At 70.2% G+C, this 16160-nt stretch carries 12 protein-coding genes; 7 read left to right on the top strand and 5 right to left on the bottom strand.

Annotation, left to right across the window (positions count from 1 at the left end):
• Nucleotides 1–85: 85 nt before the first annotated feature.
• Both JIX56_RS36405 and JIX56_RS36400 read right to left on the bottom strand, forming a co-directional pair.
• Nucleotides 86–700, bottom strand: coding sequence for a hypothetical protein (locus JIX56_RS36405; RefSeq protein ID WP_257546961.1), 615 nt, complete (start codon nt 698–700; stop codon nt 86–88).
• Nucleotides 701–1057: 357 nt separating this feature from the next.
• The gene (locus JIX56_RS36400; protein ID WP_257546959.1) at nt 1058–6322 is read right to left on the bottom strand and encodes an HD domain-containing protein; all 5265 of its coding nucleotides are present in this window, start codon (nt 6320–6322) and stop codon (nt 1058–1060) included.
• 149 nt (nt 6323–6471) lie between these two features.
• On the opposite strand from JIX56_RS36400, the gene JIX56_RS36395 reads away from it, so the two are divergent.
• The 3 genes from JIX56_RS36395 to JIX56_RS36385 all read left to right on the top strand — a co-directional run bounded on the left by JIX56_RS36395 (nt 6472) and on the right by JIX56_RS36385 (nt 8715).
• Entirely contained in the window at nt 6472–7467 is a 996-nt protein-coding gene (locus JIX56_RS36395) for a DEDDh family exonuclease (protein WP_257546957.1), read from the top strand.
• Nucleotides 7468–7603: 136 nt separating this feature from the next.
• The gene (locus JIX56_RS36390; protein ID WP_257546955.1) at nt 7604–7837 is read left to right on the top strand and encodes a hypothetical protein; all 234 of its coding nucleotides are present in this window, start codon (nt 7604–7606) and stop codon (nt 7835–7837) included.
• An 80-nt stretch (nt 7838–7917) separates the two neighbouring features.
• Complete coding sequence (locus JIX56_RS36385; protein WP_257546953.1) at nt 7918–8715, top strand: SURF1 family cytochrome oxidase biogenesis protein; 798 nt, start codon at nt 7918–7920, stop codon at nt 8713–8715.
• Nucleotides 8716–8792: 77 nt separating this feature from the next.
• Here the strand turns inward: JIX56_RS36385 and JIX56_RS36380 are convergent, their stop codons facing one another.
• From JIX56_RS36380 to JIX56_RS36370, 3 genes are all read right to left on the bottom strand, one after another.
• Nucleotides 8793–8990, bottom strand: coding sequence for a YbdD/YjiX family protein (locus JIX56_RS36380; RefSeq protein WP_257546952.1), 198 nt, complete (start codon nt 8988–8990; stop codon nt 8793–8795).
• Nucleotides 8987–11140, bottom strand: a complete 2154-nt coding sequence (locus JIX56_RS36375; RefSeq protein ID WP_257546950.1) for a carbon starvation CstA family protein — start codon at nt 11138–11140, stop codon at nt 8987–8989. Before JIX56_RS36375 ends, JIX56_RS36380 begins: the two co-directional genes overlap by 4 nt.
• Nucleotides 11141–11213: 73 nt before the next feature.
• A complete protein-coding gene (locus tag JIX56_RS36370) occupies nt 11214–11441 on the bottom strand; it encodes a DUF3311 domain-containing protein (protein ID WP_257546948.1) in 228 nt (75 codons plus the stop codon).
• A gap of 186 nt (nt 11442–11627) precedes the next feature.
• Between JIX56_RS36370 and JIX56_RS36365 the strand changes: the two genes are divergently transcribed.
• From JIX56_RS36365 to JIX56_RS36350, 4 genes are all read left to right on the top strand, one after another.
• Nucleotides 11628–13184: a sodium:solute symporter family protein gene (locus JIX56_RS36365; RefSeq protein ID WP_257546946.1), complete on the top strand. Its 1557-nt coding sequence runs from the start codon at nt 11628–11630 to the stop codon at nt 13182–13184.
• Between the two features lie 14 nt (nt 13185–13198).
• On the top strand, nt 13199–13822 hold the full coding sequence (locus JIX56_RS36360; protein ID WP_257546944.1) for a SigE family RNA polymerase sigma factor: 624 nt from the start codon (nt 13199–13201) through the stop codon (nt 13820–13822).
• Nucleotides 13819–14112, top strand: a complete 294-nt coding sequence (locus JIX56_RS36355; protein ID WP_257546942.1) for a hypothetical protein — start codon at nt 13819–13821, stop codon at nt 14110–14112. Before JIX56_RS36360 ends, JIX56_RS36355 begins: the two co-directional genes overlap by 4 nt.
• Before the next feature lie 245 nt (nt 14113–14357).
• Nucleotides 14358–16160 carry a glycoside hydrolase family 15 protein gene (locus JIX56_RS36350; RefSeq protein WP_257546940.1) on the top strand — a complete coding sequence of 601 codons (1803 nt, stop codon included), beginning with the start codon at nt 14358–14360 and terminating at the stop codon, nt 16158–16160.

Genomic DNA, 16160 nt, shown 5'->3' with positions numbered 1-16160 from the left:
GCTAGACGTTGTTACTGACAAGTATTACCCGTGGTACGCGCTTGCTTCTTGGCGTCCTCCACCAATGCCATGGTCCACGGCGTGCTCAGCATCGGTCCACCGGAGTGACGGACCGGACCTGCTCGGCGGGTACCCTGTGCGGCTTGCCCTTCTTGCCGGCCTTGATGGTCACCGCTTCGCGGTCGCTGATCACGAGTTCCCCGCACCGGACTTCCTTGCCCGTGGCCACGAGGACATACGCTCGTGCGGGCTTCGGCGTCGCCGACTCCTCAGCAGGCACCACCCAGGAAACGGCGACGGCCGCGACGATGAGGCAGAGTCCGGTCACCGACCGGCGCCGCGCCGAGGTCAGCGCGTCCTGGGTCCGTTCGACCTCGTCCAGGACGGCGGCGAACAGCAGATCACCGCTCAGCCAGGTCCGCTCCCCCAACTGCCCGTGCGCGGCTCGCACCGCGCGCAACGCCCCCGAGAGCAGCAGCAGGAACGCCAGCACAAGCAGCGCCGCCGTCGTCCAGCGCCAGATATCGGGCATGCCCGCGACGCTCTCCCTGCCCTTGAGCACGAACACCGCGCCCACCAACCCCGTGAGCCCGGTCAGGCCATTGCGCCACCCCTCCGCCTGCCGCCGTACGGTGCCGAGTTGGTCGTACTGGAGCTGCTGTCCGAGTTGGGCGAACCGCTTCCGGGCGAGGTCGGTCACGACGTCGCGCCCTGCGCCGGGGCAGGCACCGGTACGTCCCAGAACGCGCCGCAGCCTGTGTCGGGAGACTCCGGGGGCCGTTCCGCGTGGGGGTAGCCGCACTGGCAGTACATGGGAATGCTGCCGGTGAGCGGCTCCGGGCGACTTCTCCCTCGGCCCCGCCATCTCTTGGACGGGCCCAATACCCCGTACGCCACCCGGAAGACGGACGTCGCCCGACAAGTGGGGCATGGGCCGGTCACCGTGTACCAACGGCCGTCCTCGGACCGTACGACGGCAAAGGTGTCCTCCGTTCTGGCAGCCGTCTCGTGTTCGCGGAACTCGGTCGATTCATGTGCGGGCATGGGGCGGGACTCCTCACTCGGCAACGGCATCGGGCCGGTAGTACTCAGGGGCCGGCATCGAGGCCGGCTCGGCAGGACATTTCTGCGGCATTTCGAGGCCAAAGAGAGCGGCATACAGGCTGAGCCTGTCGTGAATCCAGCGGGTGGACCGCTGCAGCTCCCTGGCGGCCACCGCGATGCGCTCGGGTGTCACCTGGCCCGTCAGCGCGGGGGCGCTGCCCGTGTAGCGCTCGGTGAGCAGGATCAGGTCCTGCCAGACGGGGACGGCTTCGAACTCCGGGCGCTCGACGTCGAGTGCGAAGCCGAAGGGGCGGTAGAGCGCGAGGCGGTCCCAGGCGTCAGTGATGCGCCAGCCGAAGCGGGCGGCTACGCGGACGAGTTCGAGGGGGCCTGCCCGGAGGTCACCCACGAGGTCTTCCTTGAACAGGGCACTGTCGTGCGGCGTGGGCCGATGGTCGCGCCAGGAACCGTTGCCGCTCGTGTCGTCCGGTTCGGCCCACGGTGCGCCCAGGGACGCGTAGCGGCTCAGTACCTCGATGCTGTCGCCCAAGGTACGGTCGTCGGCCCGGGCATGGGTCACCAGGGCCTCGATGGTCGGCTGGGCCCAACGGAAATCTCTCTGTGACGTGTGACAACACGCTTCGACGTCCCGCTCGTCGGGACGGGCGTCGGCAGCGAAGATCTCCGGGGGAAGAGCCGACGACAAATCGACACCCAGGAGTGTGCCGAGGCGATGGACACGTGTGCACACCTCACCGACGGACAGTCCCGCGTACGCCGCGATCGAGAAAGCATGAGCGGGATGCAATCCGTCACTCGCGACCGAGCCGTCCGCCGTGTCGCTGTCGTGGCCGTGCTCCACGATCCGTCGGGCGAGATCCTTCGGAAAGAGGTCCCAGTCGCTGAACGAAATGGCACGCCATGACTCGACCAGGGCCGGTGCCTCGTTCGCCAGAAGCCCGAGAGCGGACAGTTCCTCGATCCGCTCGATCACCTTCTCCGTGCTCGCATCCGCCTCACGCACGGTGATGGCCGTGTCCAGCAAGGGAGCAGGGCACGTCCAGGAGAACGAGAACGGGTGCCCATGGCTCGTGACGCTCGAAGCGACTCTCAGCAAGTCACTGTCGAATCGGGTGAAGACACGGTCGGCGAGTTCCCCGAGAGCGGGAATCCGAAGGTCCTGCCGAGCGAATACGTCCGAGTACCGCTCAACCACGTCCGCAACGGACAAGGACAGCATCCCGGAGGCATGGGCCAGTTGGCGGAGCGACACCTCTCGGTCCCGATCCCGGGCGTGCATACCGAAGCACCGCCGGAACTCCTCCTGCCTCTCCTTGGTCCAGGCGCTCGACGACCCGTCTTCCGGTGGGCCGGAATCCGAAGGAACCCAAGGATCCAACCAGGGGGGGATGGGGGCAGGCATGCTCTCTTGAGGCAAGCCGGTCCAGCCGTACCGGTGGAGTACTTCCTCGTACTCCGCCTCTGTGGGCTGATCCGACATGAAGATCTGATGCTCGGGCGGCGTGATCAGGGGGTGCCACCTCAACACGTCGAGGTCCCGGTCGGACGCCACCGCGCCGGCAGGGGCTTCGCCGTCCATCTGGGGCATGACGAACGGGAGACCCGCGGCGACGAGGCGACGTACCCTCTTGAGGGTCTCGCCCAGCGTCAGGCCCGCGTTCACGCTCAAGCTCTGAAGGACGTCGATCAGGGGGCGCCACGGCGTTCTCTCCCCGTCGGCGTGGTTCCCTACTCTCGGGCCTCTCGGGTCTCTCGGGAGACCGCGCAAACAGATCTGGCTGTCCAGCGAGTCGAGTGCCATGCCGTACGCGCCCTCGAGATCCGTCAGCTCGGGGACGAGCGCTCCCGTGATGGCATAGCGCCGCAACCGCTGAAGCACATGGCCCAGCGTCAGTGTTTCACCGGGCAGACACGACAGGGCCGCGTGGTTCAGGCTGGACACGTCATCGAGCCGCACTTCCCATGCCTGCGGCTCCGGGTAGCCCTCGACCGTCTCCGGCGCCGCGAGATCGCGCAGGTTGTCATCCAACGGAACGCCCTCTGCCCGAAGGACACCGAGTCTCCAGGCCGCCAGACCGTCGCGGGGGTATGAATCATGCCCCAGGTGTCGCGATATCGACGCGTTCAGCGCAAGCTTCGCGTCCAGAGGGACACAACCGATGCGTCGAAACTCGATGACCGTCCTGTTCCAGTCGCCCTGGCTGACGATACGAGCGTCGGTGGCGAACAGATGTTGCGCCATCCGCATCGCGCCCGCGGGGTTCACCGTGGCGAAAGCCCACAACCACTCCACGGTGAGCCAGTCGGGCGCGTCGAAATCGTCACATGCCTCTCCGACCCGACTGTCGACCCACTGACGGTCGTAGGAGAGCATGCTGTTGCGATTCGTGCTGATGTCCGGTGCGTGGGACCCCCGAAGATCCACCACATAGCCAAAGGGCCGGTCGTTCTGCTCTCCCCACTCACGGCTGCCGTCGTCGTAGTGGTAGGAGTAGCGGCGGAAGGAGGGACCGCCGTCCGCCGCAAGCCAGCCACGCGCACTGCGATCGCCCAGGGATTGCAAGACCGATTGCTCCACCAACACGCCGTCCGCCAGCAGACACCCCTTCCCCTCGACCCACCACATGTCCTCCCCCGCCGCCACGGGCCCGGTGCGGTCACCGAAGTAATAGAGCGCCTTCGCCTCCCACGTACGGACGGCCTCTCCCTCCCGCTCCACTCTCATGTCGAATTCCGACCGCCAGATGTGCTTCCTCAGCTCCTCGGCCACGTCCACGTCGTCCGCCTGCAGATAGAGCCGTACCCGGGTCCCCCCGCCCGGCTGCGCTTCCGCCCCCTTCCGGATCCGGAACAGGCTCCCGCTGGACGCGATGTCCACACGCAGCCCACCCCCGGAGTCCGCGTGCCCGTACTCGTCGGTGGCCCGGGTCCAGATACTGATCTCGTCCGCCAGCATGAAGTAGCTGAAGACGCCGATGCCGAAACGGCTGTTGGGGTATATGCGGAGGCCGGGGTCGGCGCGCCGCCACTGGGCCTGTTCGCGGCGGTAGTCGCGGGACTGTTCGAAGCGGCGGCCGGCGCGGGCGAAGGTGCCACGGAGGGTTTCGTGGCCCATGCCGACGCCGTTGTCCTCGCACTCGACAAAAGCACGGCCGTCGTCGTCCGTTCCGTGGCGGAAGACGATCTCGCCGGTCCACTGGTACGGAATGTCCCGGGCGGCCTTTCCGTAACGGAATCGGGCCTGGCGGTAGCGGCAGGCGTCCAGGGCGTTCTGATAGAGCTCGCGCAGGGCGAGGGTGCGATCGCCGTAGAGACGATTGCCCATGAGGAGCTCGCGCATCTCGTCTTCGGCGAGACTGAAGCGCATGAGCGGCATCCCGTAGGCGCGGCTCCTGGTCTTGGGGTCGTACTGCGGTCGCAGCTTACGGCCGGTGACACGGACCGGCAGATAGGCCAGAAGACCTCCGGGCTCGTCGGGCGCGAGGCGCTGCCGGATGTTCTGGACGGCGTCATCCGCCCAGCCGGTGAGGGCTTCCAGGCCGGCGTGGATGGCGGGATGAGGGCAGTCGAGGGCCAGGTCCAGCGCCTTGCTCAGCCGATCCCGGGCCCAGTGCAGCCGCCGTACACTCGCGACGGCCTCGGCGGGCCGCAGCCCGTCGGTGATGCCGATGTTGTCGACGAGAACGCCGGGCAGTTGGCGCAGGTCCCCGCCGAGCAGGCCGGCCACGCCGATCAGCCAGGACAGCTCGCGCGGGCGCCAGCGTTCCGGGGTTCCCTCCGGGCGTTCGATTTCATCCAGACTCCAGCGCGAATCGGCCGACTCTCGCTCCCCCTGGTACGGCTCGGCGGGGGCGAGGGCGGTCTGTCGGCAGACGCTCACCAGTTCGTTGGTGAGTTCCCCGATCCGCGCGGGAGGCGCGTCGTCGCCGATCATCGCCTTGGCCAGCGGGGCGAGCAACTGGGGGGCGTACTCGTCCCACAGCTCCTCCTTGGCACTGACGTGGCGGCGCAGGAGCCAGGCCGCGACCGCGTTCGACTCCTCGTCCCTCCCCCGCCCGAGAAGTTCGCGGCCCTTGCGCCAGAGCAGGGCGTGTGCGGCGAACGTGTGCTCCAGGTCCACCCGTTCCGGATTCCGGCCGGCGTCGCCACTCGCCGGGTCGAGCTGGAAGGGGAAGACGGCGGACGCCCCTTTGATGCCCATGGCGTACACCGCCTCGCGTACGAACGGCGCGGCGGCGAGTGCCGCGAACTCGCCGGCGTCCAGCAGGGGGCCTCCCTGGGTTTGCGAGGGGGCCAACAAGGGCCGCAGGCCCTTCTTCAGCACACGTACGGGAAAGTCGTCGTCGGCCCAGGGATCGGGCACCCCGGCAAGCGCGGCGCCGCACCACTTGGCGCACTGGCCCGTCAACTCGGTGAGGGCTTGCTGGAGTTGGATACGACGCTCCTCGGTACAGGAAACCGAGTGCCACAGTTCGGCGTCGCGTACGGAGAGGGTCCACTCCTCCTGGAGGGTCCGCCCAGCGCAGAGTTCGACCTCTTCGATCGCCTGGGGGCCGCTCGGCGCGTAGTGCGGTGTGGGGGTCTGCTCCTCGCGGGCCGCTCGGGCGAACACGGCGGTCCTGCCGACGGTGTGGGCGATGACCTCGGGAAGTGTGCGGGGCGAGGAGTCCGCGTGCAGTGCCTCCGCGAGCGCGCGGGAGAAGTGGCTGCCCAGCTTCTCGTCCGAGCCACAGGTCTGGTCGGGGCCACAGCCGAAGAGGACGGCGACCCGGTCCCGGCCTGCGGGAAAGCTGGTGGCCGGACCGCCGAAGGAGGCGGCGTCATCCGCGTCACGGCAGGCGTCGACGGTGAACAGCACGGTGTCGGCGCGACAGCCTTTCAGGAGCTTGGCGAGATCGAGGCCTATCAGGCTGTCGACGTCGACTCGGGGCGGTGTCGTCGCCCACGTCAATTGGGCGTCCGAGGGGACGAGATAGTCCGCGCCGTCGACCGAGAGACCGTGTCCGGTGAAGTGGATGAGGACCGTGCCGTCCTCTGGCGCGGTCGCGCAGACACGGCTGATGGCGCTGCGGATCCGGGAGCCCAGGGCCGGCTCGTCCGCGGTGGCGCCGATGAGTTCGACACCGTATCCGGAGGAGCGCAGCGCGGCGGAGATCAGCTCCACGTCATGCCCGACGGTTTCCGTCAGATCCTCGAAGTGATCGGCGAGTTCGTACTTCGGAACGGCGATGATCAACGCCTGCCGGCTCTGTCCCATGGACGGCGGCCTCCCCCTCGACTCCGCTGCGACGCCGGTCAGGATGGCACAGCCCCGATCCGCGAGTGCCCTGTTCGGCACACAATTCCACTACGCCGGTGCGTAGTCCGAGTGAAGCCTGTCGGTCCCGGCCCGTATCCTCATTGACCATGCTCGAAGACCACACGACCGCAGCGTCGCAAGCGCCTTGGCCGGCCGCGTATCCGCAGGGGTACGCGGTCGTGGACGTGGAGACGACCGGGCTGGCCCGGGACGACCGGATAATTTCGGCGGCTGTGTACAGACTGGACGCGCGGGGTGAGGTCGAGGACCACTGGTACACGCTGGTGAATCCGGAGCGGGATCCGGGGCCGGTGTGGATCCACGGGCTGACGAGTGACGTGCTCGAAGGGGCGCCACTCTTCCGGGAGATCGCGGCGGAGTTCTCGTCGCGGCTCGCGGACCGCGTGCTCGTCGCGCACAACGCGGTGTTCGACTGGTCGATGATCGCCCGGGAGTACGCGCGCGCGGAGGCCGAGGCGCCGGTGCGGCAGCGGCTGTGCACGATCGCGCTGTCGAAGGAGCTGGGGCTGCCGCTGCCGAACCACAAGCTGGAGTCGCTGGCGGCGCACTTCGGGGTCGTACAGCAGCGGGCGCACCACGCCTTGGACGACGCGCGGGTGCTGGCGGAGGCGTTCCGGCCGAGTCTGCGGGTCGCTGCCGCGAGCGGTGTCCGGCTGCCCCTGCACGAGTGCCGGCCGCTGACCGAGTGGACGGACAGCGCCGCCGCGCCCCGGATCGGACAGCAGGCGGGCAGCGGCGGTTATGGCGGTTATCGGCCCACGAGTTGGCGGGCCTCCCGGAAGCGGCCCGCATGCCCCTATCCCAACCCCGGGCGTTACGAAGACGGCAAACCGCTCAAGCAGGGCATGCGTGTCGCCTTCTCCGGGGACACCTCGATCGAGCGCGACCTGCTGGAGGACCGCGCGATCGAGGCCGGGCTGCATGTCGCGACCAGCCTGTCCCGGGTGACCAGTCTGCTCGTCACCAACGACCCGGACTCCCACACGTCGAAAGTCGTCAAGGCCCGGCAGTACGGGACGCCGGTCGTGGACGAGGCGGCGTTCGGGCAGTTGCTCCGCGATGTCGAGCCCGCGGGCGAGTGACCCGCCTGTGACACGCCTGTACGGATCGCCCCCAGGCAGGCGGCCTAGACGGGTGGCCCGTACGGACGGGTGATTGCCGCGCGACTCGCCCGCCGCCCACTCGCCCGCGCGGCGGTGACGGCTCACCCTGTGGCGCATGGCGAGATGCGAAGTTTGCGGAAATGACTATGGAATGACCTTCGAGGTCCATGCCCAGGGCGCGGTGCACGTCTTCGACTGCTTCTCCTGCGCGATCCACCGCATGGCCCCCATCTGCGAGCACTGCCGGGTGCAGATCATCGGTCAGGGCGTCGAGGTCGAGGGCCACTGGTACTGCGGCGCCCACTGCGCGCGGGCCGAGGGGAAGGCGGGGATCATCGACAAGGTGTGACCCCGTCCCCACGACGACCCCCGGGGACCGGGCGCACACCCGCCCGAACGCGCCCCACGACCGAGTTGTACGGTCGTGGGGTGTACCGCTTCCTGTTGTCCCGGCAGTGGGTGATCCTCACGCTGCTCGCGCTGATCCTGATCCCGACGATGGTCAGGCTGGGCATCTGGCAGATGCATCGCTATGAGGAGCGCACCGCGCGGAACCAGCTCGTCGCCGACGCGCTGGCCGCGAAGCCGGTGCCCGTGGAGCGGCTGACCTCCCCCGGGCACACCGTCACCAGCGCCGAGCGCTACCGCACGGTGACCGCGAAGGGCCGCTTCGACACCGACGACGAGGTCGTCGTCCGCCGCCGTACCAACGCCGACGACGAGGTCGGCTTCCACGTCCTGACCCCGTTCGTGCTCGACGACGGCAAGGTCCTGCTCGTCAACCGCGGCTGGATCCCCGCGGACGGCCCGAGCCAGACCGCGTTCCCGAAGATCCCCGCACCGCCCGGTGGCGAGGTCACCGTCAGCGGGCGGCTGATGCCCGACGAGACGACCGAGGCGAGCGGCATCAAGGATCTCAAGGGTCTGCCGGACCGGCAGATCATGCTGGTCGACAGTGGGCGGGAGGCGGAGCGCCTCGGCGTCCAGGTGCTCGGTGGCTACCTCGCGCTGACCGAGCCCGAGCCTGAGGGCGACACCCCGGAACCGCTCGGCAGCCCCGGCGACGAGAACGCGGCGCTGAACTACGCGTACGCCCTCCAGTGGTGGCTCTTCGCCGCGGCCGTCCCCGTCGGCTATGTCATCCTCGTGCGCCGCGAGCGCCGCGACCGCGAGGAGGCCGCGGCCGCCGCGGAGGAGGAGAAGGAAGCGGCGCCCGCTCCGGCGTAGACACGCGGGTCGTCGAGCGGGCGGGCGAGCGACATCCCGCCCGCCCGCGCTCGCAGGGTGCCGCGGTCGCGTACGGCTCAGCAGCAGCGGCCCTCCGGATGCTCCTCCCGGTGCCGGGTGCGCAGCACGTCGTACTCCCGGCGGGTCGGTACCGGTGCGTGCGGGTGCCGGCTTCGGTGCCGCTCGCAGTAGCGGTCGTACTCCGCCTCCCCTGTCAGCTCCCGCAGGTACCAGCGCACGGTCCGCGCCCAGGACCGGGCGGTGCGGGCGGTCACCGGCGGGCCCCCACCAGCTCCTCGTCGGACCGCTCCGCCTCGTCGATGCGGGACTCGACGTACGGCGCCTCGGTCGTCGGCAGCGGGACCGGGGAGCGTACGGCGCGGACGCAGACCACGGTGCAGTTGATCAGGACCGTGAGGACCAGGAGCAGGAAGATCGCCATGATCACACCGTCGACCGTGTTGTTGAGCACGATGGTGTGCATGTCGTCCGTGTTCGTGGCGCCCGGGAGGAGTTCGCCCCTGTCGATGGCCGCCGCGTACTTGTCCCGCAGGGCGAAGAAGCCGATCGCCGGGTTGTCCGAGAAGATCTTCTGCCAGCCGGCGGTGAAGGTGACGGCCACGTCCCAGGCCAGCGGGATACCGGTGACCCAGGCCCAGCGCAGCTTGCCGGACTTGATCAGCACGGTGGTGGTGACGGCGAGGGCGACCGCGGCGAGCAGCTGGTTGGCGATGCCGAACAGCGGGAACAGCTGCTTGATGCCGCCCAGGGGGTCGGTGACACCGGCGTAGAGGAAGTAGCCCCAGGCGCCGACGACCACCGCGCTGGTGATCCAGATGCCCGGCTTCCAGGTGACGCGGCCGATCGGCTTCCAGACGTTGCCGAGCATGTCCTGGAGCATGAAGCGGCCGACGCGGGTGCCGGCGTCCACGGTGGTCAGGATGAACAGCGCCTCGAACATGATGGCGAAGTGGTACCAGAAGGCCTTCATCCCGGCGCCGCCGAAGACTCCGGCGAAGATCTCCGACATGCCCACGGCCAGGGTGGGGGCGCCTCCGGAGCGGCCGACCAGCGTCTCCTCCTCGACGGCCTTCGCCGCCGCGGTGAGCTGCTCCGGGGTGATGGTGAAGCCGAGGTTCTTGACCGCTTCGGCGGCGGTGTCGACGGTCGGGCCGAGCAGTGCGGCCGGGGAGTTCATGGCGTAGAAGAGGCCCGGTTCGAGGACGCAGGCGGCGATCAGGGCCATGACGGCGACGAAGGACTCCGTGAGCATGGAGCCGTAGCCGATCAGCCGGACCTGGGACTCCTTCTGGATCAGCTTCGGCGTGGTGCCGGAGGAGACCAGGGCGTGGAAGCCGGACAGAGCGCCGCAGGCGATGGTGATGAAGAGGAAGGGGAAGAGGGAGCCGGCGAAGACCGGTCCGGCGCCCGTGTGAGCGAACTCGGTGACCGGCTCGGCGCGGAGGTTCGGGGCGGCGATCACGACGCCGACGGCCATCAGGGCGATCGTGCCGACCTTCATGAAGGTGGAGAGGTAGTCACGCGGGGCCAGGAGCATCCACACGGGGAGCACGGAGGCGACGAAGCCGTAGCCGACCAGGCAGAAGACCAGGGTCTCGGGGCTCCAGACGAAGTACTCGGCGAGCGAGGAGTCCTGGATCCAGCCGCCGCCGAGGATGGCGAGCAGCAGCAGCGCGACTCCGATGAAGCTGGTCTCCACGACCCGGCCGGGGCGCAGGTAGCGCAGGTAGAAGCCCATGAAGAGGGCGATGGGGATGGTCATGGTGACCGAGAAGGTGCCCCAGGCGGACTCGGCGAGCGCGTTGACGACGACCATCGCCAGCACCGCGAGCAGGATGATCATGATGGCGAAGACGCCGATCAGCGCGGCGGCACCGCCGACCTTGCCGATCTCGTCGCGGGCCAGCTGGCCGAGGCTCTTGCCGTCCCGGCGCATGGACAGGAACAGGACGATCATGTCCTGCACGGCACCGGCGAAGATCACGCCCACGATGATCCAGACGGTGCCCGGCAGGTATCCCATCTGGGCGGCCAGGACCGGGCCGACCAGCGGGCCGGCACCGGCGATGGCCGCGAAGTGGTGGCCGAACAGCACCCTCTTGTCCGTGGGGTGGTAGTCGACTCCGTCCTCCAGCCGTTCGGCCGGGGTGGCCCGGGTGTCGTCGACCTGGAGGACCCGGCGGGCGATGAACCGCGAGTAGAAGCGGTAGGCGATCGCGTACGAGCCGAGGGCCGCGACGACCAGCCAGACGGCCGAGATCTCCTCACCGCGGGAGAGGGCGAGCACGGCCCAGCCGATCGCCCCGGCGAGAGCGACGGCCGCCCAGAGCGCGATCGATTTCGGAGACATACGGGACTTCTCCGGCGCCTCACGACCGGATTCGGGCATGGCTGATGTGGGCATGGCGGCTCCTGACCTCAACGGGTGTGCAGCAGAAGGGGGTGGAACAGGGAGGTGCGGTTCAGCGATGTCGGTCTCAGTCCCGCTGTCGGTCCCGATGGCGTTCCGTCAGCGCGTACGCGGCGAGCAGGCAGAGGCCGCATCCCGGCACCCAGGCGAGCTGGTACCAGTAGAAGAACGGCGTACCCGCGAGCCGTGGCCCGGCACCGGCGTACCAGGGGACCCACAGCAGGCCCGCCGCGGGGGCGAGGAGCAGTACGGCGATCGCGACGCGCCGTAGCCGGTGATGACCGGTCCGTGCCATGACCTGCGCTCCTCTCCCGCTTCCTGTGGGCCTGTGCAAGAGTTGCCCACCCGCCGGATGTGGTTGACAGCGAATTTCCAGAAGATTTCCCGCCGGTTCTCTGTCCTCCGAATCGACCATCCGCGCAACCAACAGGCGAGGGCCCAGGCACACCCGAGGGCCCAGGCACACCAAGGACGGTGACCCATGGCGGACGCTGCCATGACCGCGACGTTTCTCGCCGTGATCGGCGGAGCGTCGCTGCTCGCCGTCACCGCGCGCCGGCTGCGCCCCAGCGACCGGCTGCCGTCCCTGGAGGGCTGGGCGCTGGCCGACCGGAGCCTCGGGCCGGTGTGGACCTGGCTGCTGCTCGGCGGCACGATCTTCACCGCGTACACCTTCACCGCCGTACCCGGCCTGGCGTACGGCAACGGGGCGCCCGCCTTCTTCGCCGTGCCGTACACGGTGATCGTCTGCCCGCTGGCCTTCGTGCTGCTCACCCGGCTGTGGGAGGTCGCCCGGCGCCACGGATATGTGACGGCCGGGGACTTCGTGCGCGGCCGGTACGGTTCGGCGCCGCTCGCGCTGGTGGTGGCGCTGACCGGGATCCTCGCGACGATGCCGTATCTGGCGTTGCAACTGCTCGGCATAAGGGCGGTGCTGACGGCCGGGGGCGTGTACCCGAAGGGCGCGGCCGGTGATCTGGTGATGGTGGCGCTGTTCGCGGGGCTCGCCGTGGCGACGTACCGGCACGGGCTGCGGGCGCCCGCCGTGATCTCGGCGCTGAAGGCGGTGGCCGTCTTCGTGTCGCTGACCGCCGTGTGCTGGCTGGTGCTCAGGCGGTTCGGCGGTCCGGGCGCGGTCTTCGAAGGGGCGGCCCGGCGGCTCGGCGGGACCAGTGTCGAGCAGTCCGCCCTGCTGCTGGCCCCCGAGCAGCAGCCCGCCTACGCCACCCTCGCGCTCGGCTCGGCGCTGGCCCTGCTGATGTACCCGCACGTGCTGACCGCCGGGTTCGCCGCCGACGGGCCGCGTACGGTCCGCAAGGTCGCCGTGGCGCTGCCCGCCTGGACGGGCCTGCTGGCTCTCTTCGGCTTCCTCGGTGTCGCGGCGCTCGCGTCCGGGGTGCGGGCGCCCGAGGGCGGTGCCGAGGCGGCCGTACCGATGCTGGTGGACCGGCTGATGCCGGGGCCGCTGGCCGGACTGGTGTTCGGCGCGATCACCGTGGGAGCGCTGGTCCCGGCGGCGGTGATGTCGATCGCGGCCGCCACCGGCTTCGTCCGCAATGTGTACGTGGAGTACTTCCAGCCGACGGCCACGCCGAAGCGGCAGGTGCGCATCGCCAAGATGGTGTCGCTGACCGCGAAGGTGGGGGCGGTGGCGTTCGTGTTCGGGCTGCGCGACCAGGACGCCATCAATCTCCAACTGCTCGGCGGGGTGTGGATCCTGCAGATCTTCCCGGCGGTGGCGGTCGGCCTGTTCACCGGGCGGCTGCATCCGCGGGCGCTGCTCGCCGGATGGGGCGTGGGCATGCTGACCGGCACCCTCCTGGTGGTGCGCGAGGGGTTCTCGTCCATCGTGCTCCTGGGCGGCGGCTCGCTGGAGATCTACGCCGGTCTGCTCGCCCTCGTCCTCAATCTGACCGTCGCCGTGCTCGGCACCACGGTCCTCGAACGGCTCGGCGTCCCGCGCGGCGCCGACGCGACCGACCTACCGTCCCGCCTCACCGTCAGGCGGCGCCCCGAGACGGGAGCGAGCAACCCGTGAGACACAGACAGCACATGCGTGTGCCCGGCCGGCAGACGGCTTCGGCTCCGGCCGCCGCCGAGCCGCTGGGCCAGGTGCCGGCTCCGGCCGCCGAGCCGCTGGTGCCGAACCCCGCGCTGCCGCCGGGCGCCCTCGGCGATCCCGCCGACCTGGAGCGTGAGGCCGGTGTCGCCCGGTTGTTCGAGCTGCACTACTCCCCGATGCTGCGGCTCGCGGTGCTGCTGGGCGCCGACGACCCCGAGAACGTGGTGGCCGAGGCGTACTACCAGATCTACCGCAAGTGGCGGCGCCTACGGGACGCCGCGGCGGCGGAGGCGTACCTGCGTTCGACGGTCTGCAATCTGACCCGGATGCGGATACGGCACCTCCAGGTCGCCCGCAAGCATGTGGAGACGCCGCCGGACGAGCCGGTCGCGTCCGCCGAGAGCACGGCCCTGCTCCACGACGACCAACGGGTGCTGATCGGCGCGCTCCAGCAACTGCCCGCCCGGCAGCGGGAGGCGCTGGTGCTGCGCCACTGGCTCGGGCTGAAGGAGAGTGAGATCGCGGCCGCGATGGGCATCTCCTGCGGCTCGGTCAAGACCCACACCGCACGCGGCCTCGCCGCCCTGACCCAGGCGATGGAGGCCCGGCGATGAACGACACCACCGGCAACGACACCGGCCCGGGCCGCACCGAGCGGGAGCTGGCCGAGGCGCTCGCCGCGCTGGCCGGCGGTGTCCACGCCGCCCCCGACGCCTACCGCACGGCCCGCGGTGACTGGCTCCGCCGCGAACGGCGCCGCCGGCTGGTCCTGGCCGTCCTTGTCCTGCTCGTCTTCGCCCTCGCCACGCTGATGGGCCTGTGGGTGCTCAACCAGGCCCCGTCCGGGTCCGGGGTGATTTTCTCCGGGGTGGGCGGGACGACGGCGGGGACGGGGCCGGGCTGATCGGAGAAGGTGGGATCGCCAAGGGGAGGGGTAGCGATCGCCGATGGAAGGGGCGTGCGATCGCCGTACGCGGGTGCGGGCCGTCCGTGGCCGGTCGCGCAGTTCCCCGCGCCCCTGAAAGGGCTGCGCCCTTTCATCGCCCGCCCCAGCCCCGCCCAGCAAGCGCCGGCACCGCCGCCCGGCGACAGCCAAGGGCGCCAGGAAACCCCGGACTGATCATGCTTGGCTCCGGGAACCCGCCCCCCGTGCACCCCCACATCGAGGACTACGCGCTGATCGGCGATCACCAGACGGCCGCACTGGTGAGCCGCCACGGTTCCATCGACTGGCTCTGTCTGCCCCGGTTCGACTCGGCCGCGTGCTTCGCCGCGCTGCTCGGCGACGAGGAGAACGGGCACTGGCGGATGGCGCCCAGAGGAGAGGGGGCCTGCACGCGGCGGGCGTACCGGCGGGACTCACTCGTGCTGGACACCGAGTGGGAGACGGACGAGGGCGCGGTGCGGGTGACGGATCTGATGCCGCAGCGCGACCGCGCGCCCGACATCGTACGCATCGTCGAAGGCCTGCGCGGCCGGGTGACCATGCGCAGCACACTGCGTCTCCGCTTCGACTACGGCTCGGTCGTGCCGTGGATGCGCAGGACGGACGGCCACCGCGTGGCGGTCGCGGGCCCGGACGCGGTGTGGCTGCGCAGCGAACCCCGGGTGCGGTCGTGGAGCGAGAACCGGGCCACCTACGCGGAGTTCACGGTCGAACCGGGTGAGCGGATCGCGTTCGTGTTCACCTGGCACCCCTCGCACGAACCCCGCCCCCGCCTCGTCGACCCGTACGACTCGCTGCGGTCGAGCCTCCACGACTGGCAGGCCTGGGCGGCGCGCTGCCGGTACCACGGCCCGCACCGGGACGCCGTGGTCCGCTCCCTGATCACCCTCAAGGCCCTCACCTACGCCCCGACCGGCGGCATCGTCGCGGCCGCCACCACCTCCCTCCCCGAGGAGATCGGCGGCGTCCGCAACTGGGACTACCGCCACTGCTGGCTGCGCGACTCCACGCTCACCCTCGGCGCGCTGCTGTCCTGCGGCTACCAGGAGGAGGCCGAGGCCTGGCGTGACTGGCTGCTGCGCGCGGCCGCGGGCGACCCGGCCGACCTGCAGATCATGTACGGACTGGCCGGTGAGCGACGCATCCCCGAGTACGAACTGCCGTGGCTGTCCGGCTACGAGGGCTCGCGCCCGGTCCGGGTCGGCAACGACGCCGTACGGCAGTTGCAGCTGGACGTGTACGGCGAGGTCCTCGACTCCCTGTTCGTGTCCCGGCATTCGGGTCTGCCGGACAAGCCGGACATGTGGCGGATGCAGTGCGCGCTGATCGAGTATCTGCGGTCGGCCTGGCGGAAGCCGGACGAAGGACTGTGGGAGGTGCGCGGGCCGCGCCGGCATTTCACCCACTCCAAGGTGATGACCTGGGTCGCCGCCGACCGGACCATCCGCACGCTGGAGGACGACCCGAAGCTGACCGGCGGCGACCTCGACGGCTGGCGCGCCCTGCGCGACGAGATCCACCGCGAGGTCTGCGCACGCGGCTACGACGCCGAACGCAACACCTTCACCCAGTCCTACGGCTCCCGTGAACTCGACGCCGCGCTGCTGCTCATCCCCCGCATGGGCTTCCTGCCGCCGGACGACCCCCGCGTCGTCGGCACGGTCGACGCGATCCGCGAGGAGCTGAGCCACGAGGGGCTCGTGCGCCGCTACAGCACCGACCACCTCACGGCCAGGGCCGCCTCCGTCGACGGGCTGCCGGGCGGCGAGGGCACGTTCCTCGTCTGCTCGTTCTGGCTGGCGGACGCGCTGCACCTGACCGGCCGCACGCAGGAGGCCCGCGAGCTGTTCGAACGGCTGATGGGGCTGGTCAACGATGTGGGGCTGCTCGCGGAGGAGTACGACCCCGTCGCGGGCCGGCAGCTCGGGAACTTCCCGCAGGCGTTCAGCCATGTCGGTCTCGTGGGTACCGCCCTCGCCCTCTTCGACGGGGAGGAGGCAGGATAG

This window comes from Streptomyces sp. CA-210063 (assembly GCF_024612015.1).
GTDB lineage: Bacteria > Actinomycetota > Actinomycetes > Streptomycetales > Streptomycetaceae > Streptomyces.
Note: the sequence above shows the minus strand (reverse complement) of the source record. Positions and strands in the feature narration are given on the sequence as shown.

Excerpts from the sequence above, each read along its gene's own strand:
- JIX56_RS36370 (WP_257546948.1), bottom strand. The coding sequence starts at position 11,441 with ATGGCACGGACCGGTCATCACCGGCTACGGCGCGTCGCGATCGCCGTA.
- JIX56_RS36400 (WP_257546959.1), bottom strand. The coding sequence starts at position 6,322 with ATGGGACAGAGCCGGCAGGCGTTGATCATCGCCGTTCCGAAGTACGAA.
- JIX56_RS36360 (WP_257546944.1), top strand. The coding sequence starts at position 13,199 with ATGCGTGTGCCCGGCCGGCAGACGGCTTCGGCTCCGGCCGCCGCCGAG.
- JIX56_RS36375 (WP_257546950.1), bottom strand. The coding sequence starts at position 11,140 with ATGCCCACATCAGCCATGCCCGAATCCGGTCGTGAGGCGCCGGAGAAG.
- JIX56_RS36395 (WP_257546957.1), top strand. The coding sequence starts at position 6,472 with ATGCTCGAAGACCACACGACCGCAGCGTCGCAAGCGCCTTGGCCGGCC.
- JIX56_RS36390 (WP_257546955.1), top strand. The coding sequence starts at position 7,604 with ATGGCGAGATGCGAAGTTTGCGGAAATGACTATGGAATGACCTTCGAG.
- JIX56_RS36365 (WP_257546946.1), top strand. The coding sequence starts at position 11,628 with ATGGCGGACGCTGCCATGACCGCGACGTTTCTCGCCGTGATCGGCGGA.
- JIX56_RS36355 (WP_257546942.1), top strand. The coding sequence starts at position 13,819 with ATGAACGACACCACCGGCAACGACACCGGCCCGGGCCGCACCGAGCGG.